Here is a 14,817-nt window from a genome sequence, read left to right as displayed (position 1 = left end):
ATGGACAACTTGTTGATCTTGCGGGCCATCAATACCGGCACAACCCACCGGATCCCCATGGCGGACTTGCACGACTGGCTACAGGCGGCCGGCTTCGCTCGGGTACAGACCGTGGGCAATACCGGCAACGGCGTGTTCACCAGTGACACCCCGCTGACCGCAGACACGGACCGCGTGGCAAATCTGCTGGCTACACACGTCGACTTTGATCAGCCATTTGGCCTCATGGCCGGTCCGGACTTCTTGCACGAGCTGGCCCAGGCACCGGACTGGTGGACGGACGCCGCCCCGGGTCAGCACATGTTACTGTTTAAGCTGACGACCTATGCGCTTGACCAGGATACCTGGTTGACGCACCAGCTGACCGCCAACGACCGCGTGGCCATCACGCCACACCTGATCTTTTGGACCGTCACCGCGCCAGACTTCCGCCATTCCGGCTACGGCCGATTGACCGGCACCCCGTTTTACCACCAGACCAGTACGCGCAGTTATCGCACGGCGCAGCGCCTACAGCGGCTTTTGGTTCAGCGCGGTCAGTCAACGTGCTATACTAAGTAAACGACTCATTTGGGAGGAACCTATTCATGATCAAACCTGTGATCCACGACCAGACCCGCCTGGCCCAACCCTCAACCCCCGCCACGGTGGCGGATGCGGCGACCGTGACCGATCTGCTCGATACCCTGAAGGCCAATAGCGAAAACTGTGTGGGCATGGCCGCCAACATGATCGGCATCAATCGGCGCATCATCGTCGTTGACTTGGGCCTGTTGCCCATCGCCATGCTCAACCCAGTCATCACCAAACACGCCGGTCCCTACCAGACCAGCGAAGGGTGCCTGTCGCTGAGTGGCGAACGGCCAACGCAGCGCTTCAAGACGATCGACGTGGACTTTTTAAACGCCGCTTTTCAGCCACAACATCAGACCTTCACCGGTTTCGTGGCCCAGATCATCCAACACGAGGTCGACCACTGTAACGGGATTTTGATTTAGCTTGCCATTAAAATAGTACTAAAAATAGAGCCTGGGAAAATTTTTCCAGGCTCTTTCGTATCCCCTTTACATAGCTAAAACGTGCGCCAAAGGGCAGCCGGTTCCGCTTAAAACTGATAACCAAACAATCTCAGACCTGGATTATTCGGTTATCCGTCTTCACGCTCGCCGGCTAATCGCCTTTCGACCCACGCTTATTTTGTTGTGGTCGTAATTTCAGCCAGCCCCAGCCAATCAAGCCGAGGTTAAAAATCATGAGCAAGGCCCACAACCACAGGTAGTCGCTGATGACGTCAGGCACCTGGGCACGCCACAGGGCCACTGTCATAACCACAATGATGATCACGTTGACACCGAGCCCCCAGCGCTTGGTCCGCCGCCGCTGGGCAAACGCCGTCGCTAAGGCCAATCCAATCAAGACCGCCGTGAGCAGCAGGTTGCCTTGCCGCCAGTCGAATTCGACGCCTAAGCTCGTGTAAGTCGCCGGCTGTAGCGAGATGATCAAGAGAAACATCAGGCTTCCAACCACATTGAGTAAGGGCACACAACCATACAGTCTCTGCATCTTCGTCACCCCTTCGTGTTCCCTTCATGATAGGGAGATTGCCCGGAAAAGTAAACCAAAACGCTGGGGCTAAGTTATGTGACGTGACTAACGACTTGCGGGGGGATATTTCTACCTACAGATTGAATGTGGGATGACCAGCGATTTAACCTAACCGCAGGCCGGCATCAGCCGTGGGAAACTGCTTAGTGACACAACGTTGGCCTAGGTTCAACGGCAACATTAGTCGCTACCGCGAGCCCAACTCCGTGTCGGTCATCACCACCACCGTAGCCGAGAGTTCGCCAAATATGGGCTCAGCCGTGGGAGTTCCCTTAGCGGTGACTTTGGCCGCTTAGGGAACTGGCGTCTTTGAGACGCGATTTTCGGCTCAAAGCGAGGGCAAGACCGGTCCGCCCACCGCGTTCCAGTCCCATATTTGGCGAACGGTAGGCGGCCAAGCCGGGTAACCAAAACGCAGGCATCCGGTTTCGCTACCCCGCAGTTTGGCACAACCCGTCGATCCAATCGAAGAGGTCTGGCAGGTCGTAATCCCCGCTGTGTGGCGTTGCCCAAGGTAGGGCGAAGTCCACGTCGTAGCCGCGATTGGCCAATTTAGTTGCCAAGATGACGGGGATGGCAAAGGATGTATCGCGGTCGGCCGCCCCGTGGCGAATCCGCCAGTGTGGGGCCACGTGGCTTTGCTTTTTCAATAAGTACGTTAATGGATTAATCGCTGCCACCAAATCGGCATCGGCCAATGTGGCCGGGACCGCGCTATGAGCCTGCGCGAACGGCGTAAAGTGCCGTGCCGCTGTCAGGCGATTGCCGAACAGGTCATTTTCCGGATTGCGTAAATCCAGCGCATCGAAGGCGGGGACGGACTTCATCCGGGTAATCGCGCGCAAATACTGGGGCCAGTCGATACGGGTCACGGTATGGCCACTGACGATCACGCCGGCATACTTAGTCACGTCTTGGCCCGCATCCAAGGCCGTCTGCGCCGAATCCTTGAGGTAGCGCAGAATTTGCGTTTTAAAACTCCCTTCGCCCGTGTGATCCAGCGACAAGGGGTTCCCTGCGCGGTCCTTTAATTCGAGACCGTTGACATACGGGATGAACGCCGCCTTAAGTTGCGGTGACAGCGCCCGTTCCTGCTCACTGAGATGGCCGTGAATGGGCGTGCAAATTTGGCGGTTATCCTCAACACGAATCCGTTGACGGTGCCACTGGTCGATCCCGCCAAATTCCCATTCGTACGCCGCATCGGCGTGTTCCAGGTTGTGGATCGGGCAATAAGCCGACACGGCAAAAATGTCGTCGGTGGCCGGGGCCGCCCCCAGGTCTTGCAGGCGGCTTTCGAAAAAGTCAGCATTGCCGCTGGCCCCCATCAACGCGGACGTGGCCCCACCAGCACTGGTCCCATTGGTAATGATACGTTCAGGATTCCCCGGCAGGCGCCCGGCGTTGAACTTCACGTAGCGCACGGCCGCCTTCATATCCACGATAAAGGCCGGCGCCTTGCCGGTATTTTGCCCCTGACCATCCGTCTGGGTGCGTCCGCGTAAGCCCGCCGCGACCACCACGTAGCCACGTTGCAGGGCCCGTAAGATGGTATCGCCACGACTGTAAACGGCCGGATTACCTGGGAAGTCTTGGGGCCCCGGCAAGTAGCCGCCCACGGTATTAGGCATGAAGATAGGCGCCGTCACACGTTGGTACCCGTTGACTGTCCCACCATTAAAGTATGGCGTGGGCACGAAAACGTTGAGCCGCTGAATTGGGTCCACGGGCATCGTCACGTAGGTCAGGTCCATAAACGCCCGGTAAGTGACCGGTTGCCCGTCGACCTGGGCCGTGTGGTCTTGTCCTTGAGTATCATCGAATCGTAAGGGCGTTGGCATGTTAAATTCCTCCATTTCAAACCGTTGTTATTGGCTCTACTGTAGTGGAAATCCGCCGCTGGTGCAATTCTTTTGCCAATTTTCTACGCCTGATTACGATCCTGAATGAAGTCAACCAGCTCCCACCAATCCGGTAATGGCGGTCGCTTACCGCCGGAAATGCGGGTGATCTTGGTCGGCCAACTGACCTGGTAGTCGATCTCCGTGGCCGCAAATAAATTGCCCTGATAGCCCTTGAGATAGCTGTTGACCCGGCCATCGAATTGAATCACGTCTCCGGCCTTTAGCTGGCCCAATTTCTGAAACCCCTTGGTCAAGTTAAACCACAGGTGATCCGTCATCAGCTGCTGATTACCGAGGAGCCGGACCTCGCGCAATAAAATGGTCGCCTCCTGGCCGCGATACCCCGCCTTTAAGCCATAGCGTTCGAATGTCCCCTGAAATCGGTGGCGCTGGTCGTTGCCCAACCGGGCCAAGCGCTTGCGTATTGTCATGGTTGTTGCCCCCTTTACAGAACAACTACGTAAAGATTGGTCAAATATTTTTCCAACGAGACAATTTTTTCAGTTTGTGAACTGTGCGAGCCGTTTTAGTTGTTGTAAGCGTTACCATCAGGTAGAATAAATTCAGCTATTTCACAAGTGATGCCGCCCTTCATTATTTTACTAATCAACGAAAGCGAGCGATTATTATGCAGAACCTGTCCCGGCACATTTCGTTTCCCCGCCTCTTGATCTTAGGTGCGTCCAGCGTGATTGGCAGTAGCTGGATCTACACCAACGGGATTTTCTTTGACAAGTACGGCGCCGGGGGCGAAATCTTCGGCTTCATGCTGGCCACGCTCATCACGGTGTTGGCCTCACTGTCTTTTGCGGAACTGTCGTCCATCTTTCCGCGTAGTGGTGGACCCGTGGTTTACAGCTACCTGGCGTTTGGGAAACGTTGGGGCTTTGCGACCGGCTGGGCGATCTTGGGCGCCTATTTGAGCGCGCTGTCCTTTTACGTCACGGCCTCTAGCATGTTGCTGGCGACCCTGGTGCCCCAGATTTCGACGGGGCCGGGCTACACGATTGCCGGGGCCCACGTTTCCTTGATGGAACTGGCGATTGGCGTGGCCTTCACACTCTTCATTTTTGCGCTTAACGTTCGCGGCACCAAGCTGACGGCGGGCGTACAAGCCGTGTTGTTTATCGGACTGGTCATCTTGGGTGGCCTGCTGATTATCACCGGCTTTTCGCAAGGAAGCGTCCACAACTTCTGGCCGGCCTTCGCCGCGGATAGTACGCCGTGGGCCAACGTGGTCCGCTTCGTCCTGCCTGCCATGACCTTTCTGACTGGTTGGGAGGTCGTCACGATTCTGGCGGAAGAAGCCGCGATGCCCCCGCGGAAGATCGGTAAGGCAGTGGTCGGCGCCATTTTGCTGGCGGCAAGCTACTACATCGTGGTCCTCCTGGCCAGCGCCTGGGTCTACCCGTGGGAAAAGACGGCCACCTTCAGCATGGGCTCCATCACGGCCTTCACCGCGGCGGGCTTCCCGTTGCTGGGCACGGCAGCCTATCTGATTGCCTTTTTGGGCCTGTTGACCAGCTTCATCGGCCTGTTCACGGCGGCACCACGGCTGATCTTATCCCTGGCACGGGCGGGACTATTGCCACCCCAATTTGCCAAAATCAATGAAAAACACAATACACCGGTCAACGCGACGGTCCTGGTATTGGTCTTTGCGGTCGGCTTCGGTTGGCTGGGGAAAGGCGCCATGACCTACTTCCTGGACCTCGGCGGCTTCTTCGTGGCCATGGCCTGGGCCATCACGGCTGCGGCCCTGTGGCGCATTCGGCGGACCTACCCAACACTGAACGGTGGCTTTCGGCTGAAACACCTGTGGCCCAGTCTCTTGGGCGGTCTGCTGGCAATTTTGATTGCGGTAGCGACCCTGTATCCCAAGTCACCGGTTGCGCTGGCCTGGCCGACGGAGTACATCATGCTCGCCGTGTGGCTGGGCTTGGGCCTGCTGTTCTACTGGTTGGGTCGACGCGAACATCAGCCCCAAGACGTGGCATTGCACCACCTGCTGGGCAAACAGGAATTTACGCGTCTGATTAACGTAAAAGAACAGGAAAAAACTGAATAGCAAAAAAGCCGGGGAAAACTTCCGCGGCTTTTTCATGGTTACTGTTGATCTTGTTTTAGCAAATTGAGCAAGTCACGGTCTCGCTGCGCAACGATTTTCGCGCCATCGTCACCGTTCCAGTCGTAAAAGCCACGACCGGTCTTGAGACCCAGCTCGTGGTTCGCCACCTTCTTCGCCAGCGCGGGATCTTCCCCTTGCGTGGCCCCCAGGTCGGCATAGAGGTACTTGCTGATGTTGTCGAACACGTCAAGGCCCCCGAGGTCGGCACTGGCAATCGGGCCAACCAGGCTCCACCGCCGGCCTAGACTGTATTTGATAATGTCGTCGACGGCTGCCGGTGTGGCGATGCCCTCATCCACGATGTGCAGGGCTTCGCGCAAGACGGCCAGTTGAATCCGGTTGCCGACGAAGCCCAGCGACTCTTGTTTGAGACCAACCGCGTGCTTGCCAATGTGATTCATCAAGGCTACGGTCAACGTCACCGTGGCGGGCGCTGTCTGCTTGCCGGGCACCACTTCCACCAGCGGCATCAGCTGCGCCGGATTCCAGAAATGGGCCACGACGAACCGGTCAGGTTTGCGCAAAACGGATTGAATCGCGGTCGGACTGAGGCCCGAGGTGTTGGTTGCCAAAATGGTCTCGTCGCTGACTAGCGATTCGACCCGTTGCCAAACTTGTTTCTTCACATCCAAGTCCTCAATAATTGACTCAATCACAAAATCACTATCAACCAGCGCGGCCGCGTAGTCGGTCGTCGGCGTAATCCGCTCGAGAATGGCGGCATCCGCCTCGTGCAACAAGCCGGCCTCGCGAAAGGTCGCCAGGTCATGTTTGATGGCGGTCATCCCCTGTTGCAACGCGTCGTCACTGGTATCCAGCAACCGCACCGGATAACCCTTCAGTGCAAATTGCAACGCCGTGGCGTGCCCCATGGTTCCGGCCCCGAGGTTGGTGATGGTTTTGATGGTGTTTAGATTCATTTGAAACGCCTCCAAGTATTTGGTTTGCGTTCTCTTTGCTCTCTTTGTTTAGTTTAGCATGAAAGCTCATCGTGGCTCATCAATAGACTCGAAAATGGCTGATCTAACCAAGGCAGCAGTACTTTCAATTCTTCGAAGAATCGTTGATTTGCCATAGTTTTTCGTTAAGTAAGGAGTTATTTCAGACGCCAGCATACATTTATCATCTGACGAAAGAGCCGAAGTACGCTTCATTGGATTATCCAACAAATACTTAAATACAATTCGAAACGGCTGATGTTGAAGTAATAGTTCAATCAATGCTAATTTTCCTTCATTACCATCCAATTTTACTAATAACTTTCTTCCACGATCATTAATGATAAACTGTTCTTTTTCCTTTGAGCATAAGCCCAAGTACAAAACTAAATTTCCATAGTAATCTCCCTGACGTTCAGCATAACCGAATACGCTTGCAATATCTCGCTTATTCAATCCAGTCTCCGAATTTCCTTCATTGCCCGCTTCGTTTAGAAGAGCCAGTGTCTTTACAAATCTAAGGTACGAGTTAGCTTGTGGAAGTATAGCCGGTTCCGAAACAATTCTACTACGCCTATATATACCAACAATCCTGTCCAAAGTAATCGTTAAATTATCAAAAAAGCGAAATGCTTTTTGACTTACCATTCTAATTGTTGAATAATTATTGGGATCATCGAAGGTATATTCATTAAAATAATAATTTCCACCAAGTAGCAAGAGAAATGTTGGACGAATTGGTTTTGTTACACCTCGATTTCTAATAACATAAAACGGATAGTAAAGTTGTCTCACAAGAAAGTCGGCTTCCGGCACAGCCTTAGCCTCAATAACAACGACTGACTGACTATCCTCAAAGGTCGCATCAATCTCAATTTGAGCACCATTAATTTGCAAACTCTGCGGATTATCAACTCCGATGTTAAAATTCATAGTGCCCGAGCCCATCCGCCCGTGAAGTACAGGTAGAAAATGATCTTTGCCACTGCCAAGTGCCTGATCTAACATTCCACTAGAAAAAGCAGCATCAATATATGCATTCTCTGAAGGAATTGTTTTTGGAGAAATCGTTTGTACCTTGGGGAACTCAAGCATTTTAGGTGATTCATTCTCCTCGATTTCCAATGGTGCATAAGCGTTAAACCTTCCCAAACGATATGTATACACCTTATCTATATATCCTAACGGCATTATATTGATGTAATCCTTTATTGTACCGGTACCTGTCTTGAACGCATCTGGCAAGCTGTACGACTTATCAAACTTTGCCAGATTACGGACATCCGGCCCATCCACCTCATTACTGGCCTGCTTTAGTTCTGGAGCTGTGATATCAAAGTATCCTTTACTATCTATTGAATCAAATATCCTATCCCCGGATCTATCAAAAATCTTTTGCCAAACTTCATTCTTACTCGCTTTATTCGTTCCCCTAGCCACTACACTCCCCGCCTTTCTATAGTCTTGCCACCTATTTTAACAGTTCAAGTATTTTAGAATCAAGTAACTCAAATATGAAGTACAACGTATAAAAATCTGCATGGCATCAGCTTCTCTAAGTGTTCTTAAATGTCGCAAAATATTTTACTTTCTGCTTAATTTACATGAATTCTCTCGATTCGCTTCGTATTTTACTTTATAATGAAATACAATACTTTGAAGAATTGCATAAGTTTTAAGTCAATTCAACATTTCAAATGACGCATCTAGCTTAAGCTGTTCAAATGCCAAACTAAAAACAAAGGGGACTTTTATAACCACGTATTTTATTAGAATTCCCTAAGTGAACGTCTGTTCCGACGATAATTTTTTATTTTCCCGTATACTTAACAAATAGAAGTGATCACATAATACACTAACTAGTGAGTTATCGGAGGAAAGTTATCCCATATGAAAGACGCTTATTACAAAAATAACCTTATCAAATTATACCAAGGTGACTCATTAAAATTGATGAAGCTCATGCGTCCAAATTCGGTAGATGTTATCATAGCCGATCCACCATATTTTCTATCAAATGGTGGGTTCTCAAATCGTGGCGGCAAAAAAGTCAGTGTCGACAAGGGAAGCTGGGATAAGCTAAGTGCTGAATATGAAAGTACGGAACAATTCAACGATATTTTCTTATCCGAAGCTAAACGCATTCTTAAGTATGATGGAACACTGTGGGTTTTTGGTAGCATGCACAATATCTTTGAAGTTGGCTATTTGATGAAGAAAAACGACTATCGTATTCTGAACAACATAACCTGGCAAAAGCTTAATCCGCCACCTAACTTGAGCTGTAGAATGTTCACTCATTCTACAGAAACAATTATTTGGGCCAAAAAAGACAAGCAAAGCCATCAAGTATTCAATTATCAACTTATGCGCGAACGTAATTATGGGAAACAAATGACTGATGTATGGTCAACTCCTGTTATCAAAAAGATTGAAAAACGTTTCGGTTATCATCCAACCCAAAAGCCTTTAAGCTTGTTCATAAGAATGATAGAAGCATCCACCACGCCAGAGATGTTAATTCTCGATCCCTTTCTAGGCAGTGGTACCACTGCTGTAGCCTGTCAGATGCTTCAACGTCAATGTATCGGAATTGAACTTTCAAGCAATTATTTAGATATAGCGACTCGTCGTATCAAAAATGAAGAAGGAGCCCTTTTTTAATCATGGATCAACCAAAAAAAGTATTACCAATAGCCCCTATAATAAAGTGGGCTGGCGGGAAAAAAAAACTAGCACCAATAATTGAACAGATGGTCGCTGCTCAAATTGATTTAAGTACAATTGATACTTATGTCGAGCCTTTTGCCGGCGGTGCATCTTTACTATTATTTCTTTCAAGTAAGTATACCTTTAAAAAGAAAGTTATTTTGGACATTAATCCAGATCTAATTAACCTTTATCTTAATGTGAGAGATCATCTTTCTGAACTAGTGGCTAAGCTAAGCTCAATTGAAAGAAAATATAATAATCTTTCCGCTATTGAACAAAAAGATTATTATTATACAATCCGCAACAACTTTAACGAAAACATCCTTGCTAGAAAATCCGACCATGATATTCTTAACACCCAACTCGAAGAGAAAATTTCGTCTAATTTAAATCAAGCATGTTATTTTATCTTCCTTAACAAGACTGATTTCAATGGTCTCTACCGTGTTAATTCAAAAGGAACATTCAACGTTCCTTTTGGCCAAAGAAAGCAAGCTACCCTGTTCAATAAGTCGAATATCATTAACTTTTCCGAACTACTACAAAACACTGAGATTATGCTTGGGGATTATCGTATAACCGAGGAATTTGCTGGACCGGGAACTTTTTTCTACTTCGACCCGCCTTACAGGCCTTTAACCGATTCATCGAGTTTTACTAGTTATGCTAAGTCTAGTTTCAATGATACATCGCAGCAGGAGCTCGCAAAATTTGTATCAAAAATCTCAAAAAAAGGAGCTCATTTCGCGCTTAGCAATTCTGATCCTCATCAAAGTGATCCTGCAGATGATTTCTTTGATACATTGTATTCCGACTTTACCATCAACAGAATACAGGCTTCCCGCATGATATCAGCTAAATCTCAAGGACGCGGCAAAGTCTCCGAACTTTTAATCGTGGGATAAATTTAATCGTAATTAAAACACTGATGTTGGCTTGAATTTTAATTCACGCTAACATCAGTGTTTTTCATTGCTTAAAGCCCAGCAAACGAACTACCGACCAACTCACCACACTTAACTCATGTCCATCAATCCTAACTCAGTCTTCGCTTCCCATAACTCTTGCAACAACAGCTGCAATAATTGCACCGACTTCCGGTGCTAGAATATACAACCACAAATGGTTTAGGGCACTTCCCCCAGCTAAGATAGCCGGACCAAATGACCGCGCCGGATTTAATGATCCACCCGTTAAGTTCAAAGCTACAATAATCAGAAAGGCCAAAGTAACTCCAATTGTCAGTCCAGCAAAATTGCTGTTACCGTGCTGATTACTCGTTACATTCAAGATTACTAATAAAAATAAGAAAGTCACGATGACTTCAACAGAAAATGCTAATCCAGCAGAAATTTTAGGGAAATCTGTTTGTCCAAGCTGATTTGTAGCCAAACCCAAGCCACCAACAAATAATTTCATCACTGCCGACGCTACCGTTGCCCCCAAAACTTGAGCAATAACGTACCACACAGCATCTTTACCACTAATTCGCCGATTAATCACCATGGCCGTCGTAACTGCTGGATTAAAATGCCCACCAGAGATACCACCAAACGCATACGCTGATACCGTAATTGCTAACCCAAATGCCAAGCCGATCGTCAGCGTGTTCCCAGCAGCTACGGTTACCGCACCTGTCCCCAGAAACACTAACATAAAAGTACCAAAGAATTCTGCCAAATATTTCTGCATCACTATTTTCCTCCAGTTCTATTTTATGTTGATTATTATAAAACACTTAAGACTATCACGGTACCATTTTGCAAATCCGCAATTTCTTTACCCGCAAGTCAAAAAATGTTCATAACTCCCGCGCATACTGAAAGCAACTTACAACTGGAAGGATGATTCTGATGCAAATTTTTGACGTAACCGACGAACGCTTCCGGCCCTATGGTCGCATCGTTGCCGCTGGTGACTTGGACGAACTGATTACAAACTTGAACGCGGTTCCTTACCCGCCAGAAAAGACGCAATACGTGGCCAACACCGAATCTTTAGCCAACACCACGGCCGCTCACCGGCTGGAACAAACGCTTTACGGCGGCGTGCCGACCGAAACGGGTTACTGCATCGGCCACAATCATCTGCTGAACTGTCTGGAATTCCACAGCAGTTCCGAAATCAACGTGGCGGCGACCGATTTTGTCCTGTTACTGGGCAAACGCCAAGACATCCACGACGACCTGACCTACGACACCTCACAGCTGGAAGCCTTCCTGATTCCCAAGGGCACGGCTATTGAAGTCTACGCCACCACGCTACACTTCGCACCGTGTGAAGCCCCTGGTCAAGACGGTTTCCGCTGCTTAGTCATGTTGCCCGCCGGCACGAACCTCGACCTCGACTTCACCGTCGACACCCAGGACCCGATGAATCGGCTCTTGTTCAAGACGAACAAATGGCTGATTGCCCACCCAGACGCCCACAAGGAAGGCGCATTCGTCGGATTGGTCGGCGAAAACTTACGCGTCTAACACGATAGTGAAATAAAATGCGATCTGGCGAATAGTCCGTCAGACCGCATTTTTGCGTCTATTCAGCTTCAACGATGGCCGTGATGGCGGCGGTGATGCCGCGCACGTCATCCGCTAGGGACAACGACGGCACCCCCGGCTTGGCCACGACCTGACTGGGGAGAAACGGGATGTGCATGAAGCCCGCGCGCAACGTCGGAAATTCCGTGGCCCGCAAATACTGGACTTGATACATCAACGCGTTGCACACGTAGGTTCCAGCCGTCGTCGATACGGCGCTGGGGAGCCCCGCCGCGCGAATCGCCCGCACCATTGCCTTCACCGGTAACTGGGTGAAGTAAGCCGTCGCCCCTGTCTCCTGTAGCGGTCGGTCACTGGGTTGGTCACCCGCGTTGTCTGGGATACGCCCATCAGCCAAATTGATGGCGACGCGTTCCGGTGTCAAGGCCGCGCGCCCACCGGCTTGGCCGATGCTCAAGACCACGTCGGGGTGCTCAGTCAAAATGGCCTGGCGCACCACGGTGCCCGCGGTCTGAAATACCGTCGGCACCATCAATGGCACGATGGTCGCTCCGGCAATCGTGGCCGACAACCGTTTAACGGCTTCAATGGCTGGGTTGGTGGTCTCGCCGCCGAACGGGTCAAAACCCGTCACTAAAATTTTCATACGCATCACTCCTGAATTATGAGGATTTGATGAGAATTATACACCAGTTTTCCCAATTAATCGACCGCATCAATCGTAAAGACGCGCGCGCTGAAGTCAGCGGACGCTTCCACGCCTTGAGTGGTGGCCAACAGGTGGGGGATGAACAAACCGGCGTGCATCAGCTCGTCGCCAAAGTAGACGTGGTCATCCCCGCTGACACGATACCGTTGGTCTGGCCGCAAACCGCGCAGGTACAGGCGGTTGTAGGCGGGATTGGGCTGATTTAAAATTTGATAACGGGCCGCGACAGCTTGACGACCGTCGGCACTGACAACTTGCCAACTGCCCACGTTTTTGTCACCGTCAAATGGATTATCCAACCGGTAGAACGTCCCCTGTTGGAACAGCTTGCGGTGGGCCTTGTAGAAGGCCACTTGCGTCTTAATGGCGGCCTTTTCGGCGGCGGAACATTGTGTCACATCGAGTTCATAGCCCAGGTCACCGAAGTAGGCCACCGCCGCACGCGTTTCGATCGGCGTGATTCGTCCCGTCTGGTCATTGGGCACGGCGGAAACGTGGGCGCCCATCATCGCCAGCGGGTAGCCATAAGACGTGCCGTACTGAATACGTAACCGTTCCACGGCATCGGTGTCGTCACTGGTCCAGGCTTGCGGCGCGTAATACATCATTCCCAGGTCGAACCGCCCACCACCAGAGGCACAGGATTCAAACAAGACCTGCGGATAAGCCGTCGTCAACCGTGCGTACAGTTGGTAAACGCCCAACATGTAACGGTGAGCGAACTCTACCTGGCGCTCGGCCGGCAACGTCGCGCTGAACGATTCCGTGATATTGCGGTTCATATCCCACTTGATGTAATCCAGATGCGCCTCTTTGATTAATTGACTAATCTTGCCGTACAGGTAGTCCACGACCGACGGATTGGCCATGTCGAGCACAAATTGGTTCCGCCCCGGCGTCATTTGCCGGTGCGGCGCCACGACGGTCCATTCGGGATGCGCCCGATACAGTTCACTATCAATAGAAATCATTTCCGGTTCGAACCACAGACCAAACTGGAGGTCCATGCCGTGAATGCGGTCCGCCAAATGGGCGATGCCGTTCGGCAATTTAGCCGCGTAAACGTCCCAATCCCCGAGCGACGTGGTGTCATCGTCTCGGTGACCGAACCAGCCATCATCTAAGACGAACATTTCGATGCCCAGTTCCTTGGCGTCACGGGCAATTGCCGTCAATTTGTCTTCATTAAAGTCAAAGTAAGTACCTTCCCAATTGTTGATCAACACCGGCCGTGGCTGTTGGGCGAAATGCGGATTGACCAAATGATGCTGGTAGAAGGTCCCCATCTGCTGGCTCAATTGGTTCAGGCCGGCGCTGGTGTAACTGAGGACGGCTTCCGGCGTTTGAAAACTTTGTCCCGCGGCCAATTGCCAGCCAAATTCGGTCGGATTGATCCCCGTCAAGACGCGAGCTGTGCCAAAGGCGTCGACCTCGACTTGGTCCAAAAAGTTGCCGGAGTACACCAGGTTCACGCCCAGCGCCGCCCCGTGGTCCTCAGTGGTCTCCGGGCGAGCCAAGGCGATAAATGGATTCTGCTGGTGACTGGAGGCGCCCCGCAGACTGCCGACGCTTTGAATTCCGCTCCGCAATCGCTGGCGAATCAAGTGGCGTTCACGCGCCCAACTTCCGGAGAATTGCAGCAGGTCATAGTTCGCGTCCGGCAGGTCCAATTGTAGGCTCAAGGCCCGGTCGAGCATGACCGTCTTTTCGCCTTGATTGGTGAATTTGGCGCTACGCACGATCACGTCTTGATGCGGGAAAACCGCATAACTCAAGGTCAGCGTCAGATTCAACACGGCATCGACCAGGGTGATGACCAACGTCTGGGCGTCGTCTTCGCTGTCGTCAAACGTTGACGGCAGGTCGTCTAGTCGCTGCTTGCCGGTTAAGATCTGATAATCCTGATAGCGAAATTCGCTGATACGACTACCATCGGGACCGGTAATTTGAAAGGCCGGGTCCCGGTAGTCACCTTTGCCCAAGCTGGCAAATTCTTGCTTCAGCGTTTCCGGTTGAAAGTCCGGCTGGTCCAGCCGCCAAGCCGGAATTGCACCGTGCTCTTCTCGAACGGTCAGCTCAGGGAAAGTGGGTTGGTCGTGAATGCGGGGACCGTAATAGAGCTGGCCCAGCTCCCCATTGGCCATCACGTGAAAGATGTAGCTGGTATGAGCCGTTTGCAGGTGAAATTGCTGTTGCGTAACTGAAATTGACATGTGCATACTCCCTTCTATTGGTTAACACTTAATCCCATCGTAGCATAGATTGTAAGCGCTGACGAGAGTGAGACAAATGGCGCCCATTTCAGCCATATAAAGGTGACGCG

At 51.0% G+C, this 14,817-nt stretch carries 14 protein-coding genes; 6 read left to right on the top strand and 8 right to left on the bottom strand.

The window, feature by feature from the left end; translation table 11 throughout:
* Together LKH74_RS04565 and LKH74_RS04560 are read left to right on the top strand one after the other, a co-directional pair.
* The gene (locus tag LKH74_RS04565) at window positions 1-561 is read left to right on the top strand and encodes a DUF1697 domain-containing protein (protein WP_287788403.1); all 561 of its coding nucleotides are present in this window, start codon (window positions 1-3) and stop codon (window positions 559-561) included.
* A gap of 26 nt (window positions 562-587) precedes the next feature.
* Window positions 588-998, top strand: coding sequence for a peptide deformylase (locus LKH74_RS04560; protein WP_287788401.1), 411 nt, complete (start codon window positions 588-590; stop codon window positions 996-998).
* 172 nt (window positions 999-1,170) lie between these two features.
* Here the strand turns inward: LKH74_RS04560 and LKH74_RS04555 are convergent, their stop codons facing one another.
* The 3 genes from LKH74_RS04555 to LKH74_RS04545 form a co-directional block, all read right to left on the bottom strand.
* Window positions 1,171-1,563 carry a hypothetical protein gene (locus tag LKH74_RS04555; protein ID WP_287788399.1) on the bottom strand — a complete coding sequence of 131 codons (393 nt, stop codon included), beginning with the start codon at window positions 1,561-1,563 and terminating at the stop codon, window positions 1,171-1,173.
* 473 nt (window positions 1,564-2,036) lie between these two features.
* Window positions 2,037-3,446 carry a subtype B tannase gene (locus tag LKH74_RS04550; protein ID WP_287788398.1) on the bottom strand — a complete coding sequence of 470 codons (1,410 nt, stop codon included), beginning with the start codon at window positions 3,444-3,446 and terminating at the stop codon, window positions 2,037-2,039.
* Window positions 3,447-3,529: 83 nt separating this feature from the next.
* On the bottom strand, window positions 3,530-3,940 hold the full coding sequence (locus tag LKH74_RS04545; protein ID WP_287788396.1) for a hypothetical protein: 411 nt from the start codon (window positions 3,938-3,940) through the stop codon (window positions 3,530-3,532).
* 197 nt (window positions 3,941-4,137) lie between these two features.
* Between LKH74_RS04545 and LKH74_RS04540 the strand changes: the two genes are divergently transcribed.
* Window positions 4,138-5,577: an APC family permease gene (locus tag LKH74_RS04540; RefSeq protein ID WP_287788395.1), complete on the top strand. Its 1,440-nt coding sequence runs from the start codon at window positions 4,138-4,140 to the stop codon at window positions 5,575-5,577.
* Window positions 5,578-5,615: 38 nt separating this feature from the next.
* Here the strand turns inward: LKH74_RS04540 and LKH74_RS04535 are convergent, their stop codons facing one another.
* Together LKH74_RS04535 and LKH74_RS04530 are read right to left on the bottom strand one after the other, a co-directional pair.
* On the bottom strand, window positions 5,616-6,557 hold the full coding sequence (locus tag LKH74_RS04535; protein ID WP_287788393.1) for a 3-hydroxyacyl-CoA dehydrogenase family protein: 942 nt from the start codon (window positions 6,555-6,557) through the stop codon (window positions 5,616-5,618).
* Between the two features lie 66 nt (window positions 6,558-6,623).
* Window positions 6,624-8,015 (bottom strand): type II restriction enzyme, encoded by a 1,392-nt coding sequence (locus tag LKH74_RS04530; protein WP_287788391.1) that lies wholly within the window; start codon window positions 8,013-8,015, stop codon window positions 6,624-6,626.
* A 450-nt stretch (window positions 8,016-8,465) separates the two neighbouring features.
* Here LKH74_RS04530 and LKH74_RS04525 point away from each other — a divergent pair, with 450 nt between their 5' ends.
* Both LKH74_RS04525 and LKH74_RS04520 read left to right on the top strand, forming a co-directional pair.
* Complete coding sequence (locus LKH74_RS04525; protein WP_287788390.1) at window positions 8,466-9,239, top strand: DNA-methyltransferase; 774 nt, start codon at window positions 8,466-8,468, stop codon at window positions 9,237-9,239.
* 2 nt (window positions 9,240-9,241) lie between these two features.
* Entirely contained in the window at window positions 9,242-10,192 is a 951-nt protein-coding gene (locus LKH74_RS04520) for a DNA adenine methylase (RefSeq protein ID WP_287788388.1), read from the top strand.
* Window positions 10,193-10,328: 136 nt separating this feature from the next.
* On the opposite strand, the gene LKH74_RS04515 is transcribed toward LKH74_RS04520, so the two are convergent.
* Complete coding sequence (locus tag LKH74_RS04515) at window positions 10,329-10,979, bottom strand: MIP/aquaporin family protein (protein ID WP_135366959.1); 651 nt, start codon at window positions 10,977-10,979, stop codon at window positions 10,329-10,331.
* A 161-nt stretch (window positions 10,980-11,140) separates the two neighbouring features.
* Here LKH74_RS04515 and LKH74_RS04510 point away from each other — a divergent pair, with 161 nt between their 5' ends.
* Window positions 11,141-11,764 carry a DUF4867 family protein gene (locus LKH74_RS04510; protein WP_135366960.1) on the top strand — a complete coding sequence of 208 codons (624 nt, stop codon included), beginning with the start codon at window positions 11,141-11,143 and terminating at the stop codon, window positions 11,762-11,764.
* Between the two features lie 58 nt (window positions 11,765-11,822).
* On the opposite strand, the gene pcp is transcribed toward LKH74_RS04510, so the two are convergent.
* Together pcp and LKH74_RS04500 are read right to left on the bottom strand one after the other, a co-directional pair.
* Complete coding sequence (gene pcp, locus LKH74_RS04505) at window positions 11,823-12,431, bottom strand: pyroglutamyl-peptidase I (protein ID WP_287788387.1); 609 nt, start codon at window positions 12,429-12,431, stop codon at window positions 11,823-11,825.
* A gap of 56 nt (window positions 12,432-12,487) precedes the next feature.
* Complete coding sequence (locus LKH74_RS04500; protein WP_287788386.1) at window positions 12,488-14,707, bottom strand: alpha-galactosidase; 2,220 nt, start codon at window positions 14,705-14,707, stop codon at window positions 12,488-12,490.
* Between the last annotated feature and the right edge of the window lie 110 nt (window positions 14,708-14,817).

Origin of the sequence: Levilactobacillus sp. (assembly GCF_022646225.1) — a bacterium.
Taxonomy (GTDB): domain Bacteria; phylum Bacillota; class Bacilli; order Lactobacillales; family Lactobacillaceae; genus Levilactobacillus; species Levilactobacillus suantsaiihabitans.
This window is presented reverse-complemented; position numbering and strand designations above follow the sequence as displayed.